General features: G+C 41.4%; 2 protein-coding genes and 1 pseudogene. All 3 read right to left on the minus strand.

What is annotated here, in order from left to right; genetic code table 11:
• Positions 1-132: 132 nt before the first annotated feature.
• Entirely contained in the window at positions 133-2,418 is a 2,286-nt protein-coding gene (gene pulA / locus SORDD27_RS03825; protein WP_061427431.1) for a type I pullulanase, read from the minus strand.
• Positions 2,419-2,567: 149 nt separating this feature from the next.
• Positions 2,568-4,526 carry an NAD-dependent DNA ligase LigA gene (gene ligA / locus SORDD27_RS03830; RefSeq protein WP_061427432.1) on the minus strand — a complete coding sequence of 653 codons (1,959 nt, stop codon included), beginning with the start codon at positions 4,524-4,526 and terminating at the stop codon, positions 2,568-2,570.
• A gap of 89 nt (positions 4,527-4,615) precedes the next feature.
• Positions 4,616-4,858: pseudogene (locus SORDD27_RS10230) on the minus strand (MFS transporter); the annotation flags it as partial.

Genomic DNA, 4,858 nt, shown 5'->3' on the forward strand with positions numbered 1-4,858 from the left:
TTTTGGAAAATATTGATACTTTTTTCACAAACTTGATTCTTCAAATTATTTGAAATTTATTCCTATTAGATATTGGTTTTTCAATAAAAATTAAAAAAGGTTTAGTAAAACTAAACCTTTTTGCTGCATTTACTATGAAAGTACCTTCAAGAGTGCAACGCTGATATCATCAATCACATTAGACTCTTTAGAACGACTATTGGACACCAGCATTTCAAGATTTCCCGCATTTTCAAAGTAGAAGGAAGTTCCCTTAGCATTGAATACCACCAATAAGTGCTCTGCTCCACCGTGAATTTCGTAAACAATCCATCCACTATTTTCAGCAGCTGTATGGACGAAGACATGACGATAAACTTCTTCGTATGTAGGATAAGAGAAAGCACGTGTTTGTGTTTTTACGCGAATAATCTGGCGAATAAAGTCAATGCTTTCTTGTCTCTCATTGATTAAATCCCAGTTGACCTGGTTGACACTATCTGGAGCATTGTAGCTGTTCATGGCCCGTTCTCTATCTGCCGCAGTCAGCTCGCCATTTTCTCCAGTAGCAAAGAGTTTGGTACGACCAAATTCTTGCCCCAGCTCTATAAAGGACATCCCTTGCATGAGAATGCTCATCGCTGTTGCAGTCTCAACCTGACGCATAATCTTATCTGAACTGTGATCTGGATGAAGGGTTACTAACAAATCATGCAAATTGTAATTATCATGGGCCTCCACATAGTTAAGAACTTGGTTTGGACTAAGATATGAGCCCAACTCTCGGCTACCAAGAATAGCTTTGGCTACAATTGGTTCTGTAGCTGCACCGCTAACAAATCCTGCCTTGATTGAGCCATAAACTTCTCCTCCTTTGATGGCATCACGCTGATCATCGTTGAAGAATCCAATATTTGGCATCTGGTAGGCATTGTCCTTCTTGGCCTTGTCATAAGGTGCAAGACCAGTCCCCATATCCCAACCTTCTCCGTAAGTGATAATACGTGGATCAACTTCATCAAGTGCCCAACGAATCGCCTGCATGGTTTTGACATCATGAATTCCCATCAAGTCGAAACGGAAACCGTCAATATTGTATTCTTTCACCCAATAAAGGAGTGAGTCAATCATATACTTGCGGTACATTTCGTGTTCGCTTGCGGTTTCATTTCCAACACCTGTTCCGTTTTGGAAGGTTCCATCTGGATTCATACGATAGTAATAATCAGGAACAGTTGTTTGGAAAGGTGCATCGACCGTTGAGAAGGTATGGTTGTAAACGACATCCATAATGACACCGATTCCCGCATCATGATATGCCTGAATCATGGTCTTGAGGTCTCGAATAACCTGTCCAGGATCATCTGGATTGCTAGAGAAACTTGGTTCTGGTGCATTGTAGTTTTGAGGATCATAGCCCCAGTTATAGGTTACATTTCCATCCTCATCATATTCCTTATGGCGATCAAAGATTGGTTGAAGCTGAACATAATTACAGCCGAGTTCTTTGATATAGTCAAAGGCAGTTGCTTGACCATACTGGTTAACTGTTCCAGTCTGGGCAGCCCCAAGGAAGGTACCTCGAAGGTTTTCTGAAACTCCAGATGTCGGCGATTTTGTAAAATCACGAATGTGCATCTCACAGATAACGGCTTTACATGGATTTTCCAAACGCCAAAGAGCGTCTGTCCCATGTTTAACTTCGAATCCTTCAACCTGTCTATCTTGCTGAGAGAGGATTACAGAACGTTTCCCATCAGGACTTGTAGCGATAGTGTATGGGTCTCGTATCAAGGTCTGGTGGTGCGGAAACTCAATCTGATACTGATAGGCCTTACCTGCAAGATTTTCATCCAGGTCTACACTCCAAACACCAATGGTATTGTACTTATGACTATATGAATAGCTATTCCCACGCTCAAGATTAAAGGTTTTCCAAATCGGCGCGTCGTTACTTGTATTTTCATAAACGACCACTTGAACTGCTGTAGCTGTTGGAGCCCAGAGTTTAAAGCTTGTCTGGTAGTCAGAGATACTATAACCCAACTCTCCTTGGTATCCCCAATGGTGATCAAAACTTTCACTGTGAAAGGCTTTATCAAAAGCAAACGGGTTTCGATCTTTATAGCAAGGACTTGCAATGGCAGGATTTTCAGAATAATAAACCGTCTCTTCACCATCTAAGATCCAAACCTCAGTCAACAGTGGATAATAGTTAAACCGTAGGAGATAGTCTTTTGTCTTTCCATCTATTTCAACAGAAAAGGTCAAAGTATCGAGCCTTTCTGCACTTGTGACTGTAAAGGAGAATTTTGCTCCAAAATAGTCATTTTCATAATACAAATTTTCTTTAACATCTGCCTGTTTTCTACTGAATGAACAAGCGGCATAATCCCCATTTTTTCGGTGAAAATGGATGACTACAGGGTATCTATACATTTCTTTTCCTAATTCCTAATTTTAATTTTTAAGTCATGCTGAAGAATTTAACGGGAATTTCAGCACAATAGAGAATAGCATTAATAGATATAAAAACACATCAGGAGAGATAGTTCCAGACTATCTAACATCTAGTTTTCAACTATTCTTTACAAACTTTCTAGCCAAGCTTCATCTCGAACTTCGATACCAAGTTCTTGTGCTTTTTGGAGCTTGCTTCCTGCATCTGCTCCTGCTACGACAAGATTCGTTTTCTTGGAAACACTGCCTGTGACTTTGGCACCCAGACTTTCAAGTTTACTTTTAGCTTCTGAGCGCGTGAGAGATTCCAATTTTCCTGTTAATACAACTGTCAAACCTGACAAGGCTGCATCTGCTACTACTGTCTGTCCTTTGTAGTCCAGATTGACTCCAGCTTCTTTCAGCTCATCTAAGAGAATTTTAGACCCTTCTGTAGCAAAGTAAGTCTGAAGGCTTTGGGCAATCACTCCACCCAAGCTCTCGATACTTGCTACTTCCTCTGGGTCTGCTTGGGCTAGATTTTCAATAGAGTGGAAATGTTGGAGCAAGAGTTGGCTAGCCTTGCTTCCGACATGGCGAATTCCCAGACCAAACAAGAGCTTTTCAGCAGAGTTTTCCTTGGATGCTTGAATGGCCTGATACAGTTTAGAAGCAGACTTTTCCTTGACACCTTCTAAAAGGAGGAAATCATCTTCTTTCAAACGGTAAATATCTGCCACATCTTTGACTAAATTGGCAGCAAAAAGCTTTTCAACGATAGATGGACCAAGTCCTGTAATATTCATAGCGTCTCGAGAAGCAAAGTGAATCAAACCTTCCATGATTTGGGCAGGACAGCGTGGATTGATACAACGAAGAGCTACTTCATCTTCAAAGTGAAGCAACTGACTGTCACAGCTCGGACAGTTAGTCGGAATATCTAGTTTTTCTTCAGAAACACGTTTAGACTCTACCACACGCAGAACAGCAGGGATGATATCTCCAGCCTTATAAACGATAACCGTATCATCTTTGCGGATATCCTTTTCAGCGATATAATCTACATTATGCAAGGTTGCACGGCTAACAGTTGTCCCAGCAAGCTGAACAGGTGTTAGATTGGCAGTCGGAGTCACAACACCCGTACGACCTACTGTCCAGTCAACTGAAAGGAGCTGGGCTTCTTTTTCTTCAGCGGGAAATTTATAGGCGATTGCCCACTTGGGCGCTTTAACAGTAAAGCCGAGTTCTTCTTGACCTGCTAGGTCGTTGACCTTGATTACCACTCCATCAATATCGTAAGGAAGTTTCTCCCGTTCTTGTCCTACTTCTTGGATGAAATCCCATATCTCATCTATACTTTTAGCCAATATTCGTTTAGGATTAACTACAAAACCAAGCTGTTCAAGATGCTCCAAGACTTTTTCTTGACTAACACGAGTAGAAGAGCTGGCTTCTTGATAGAGGAAAGTCGCAAGATTGCGTTTGGCCACTACTGCTGTATCCAGCTGACGGAGGGTTCCTGCAGCTGCGTTACGAGGATTAGCAAATTCAGGCTCTCCATTTTCTTGGCGAGCTTGGTTGACCTGGTCAAATGAAGCGCGTGGCATGTAACACTCTCCACGAACAGTGATATCAAGTTCTTCTGGCAAGGTCAAAGGAATGTCTTTGACACGTTTGAGGTTCTCTGTGATATTTTCACCAACAGAACCATCCCCACGTGTCGCACCGACTACCAAAATTCCCTTTTCATACGTAAGCGAGATAGACAAACCATCGATTTTCAGCTCACAAATATAGGTCGGTTGGGGTAATTCCTTTCGCACACGCGCATCAAAAGCTTCTAACTCTTCACGTGAAAAAGCATCCTGCAAACTATAAAGAGGATACTGATGACTGTATTTTTCAAAACCATCTAAAACCTTACCACCAACACGATGAGTCGGACTGTCCGCTAAAACTTGATCTGGATAGGCAACTTCCAATTCGACCAACTCTCGGTAGAGGCGATCATACTCGCTATCTGAAACCGAGGGATTGTCACTCGTATAGTACTCGGTCGCATAGCGGTTAAGTAAGGCAACTAACTCATTCATTCTTTCATTCATAATCCCATTTTACCACAAAGCAAGCCCTCCTCACAATAGAGAAGGACTGAAAAATGATTCGTAGTGAAATATTTTCTTAAAAAAAGAAATTATAACTCTTTTTTAAAATGACTTCGCATATAAACGAGGGATAAACAAGACAAGATGATAACACCGCTTCCAATGATCAGGAAAGAAGAGAGATGTACACTCGGCAGCACTGTCATAAAGCCTTTTGCAATCGGCATAAATAGGATGGCTAAGGTAAAAATGGTGCTTAGTACTCTTCCCAAGTATTCCCCCTCAACCTTTGTTTGCACCTGAGTAAAAAAGTGAATATTAAATATCGTCAT

Source organism: Streptococcus oralis (assembly GCF_001579025.1).
Classification (GTDB): Bacteria; Bacillota; Bacilli; order Lactobacillales; family Streptococcaceae; genus Streptococcus; species Streptococcus oralis_X.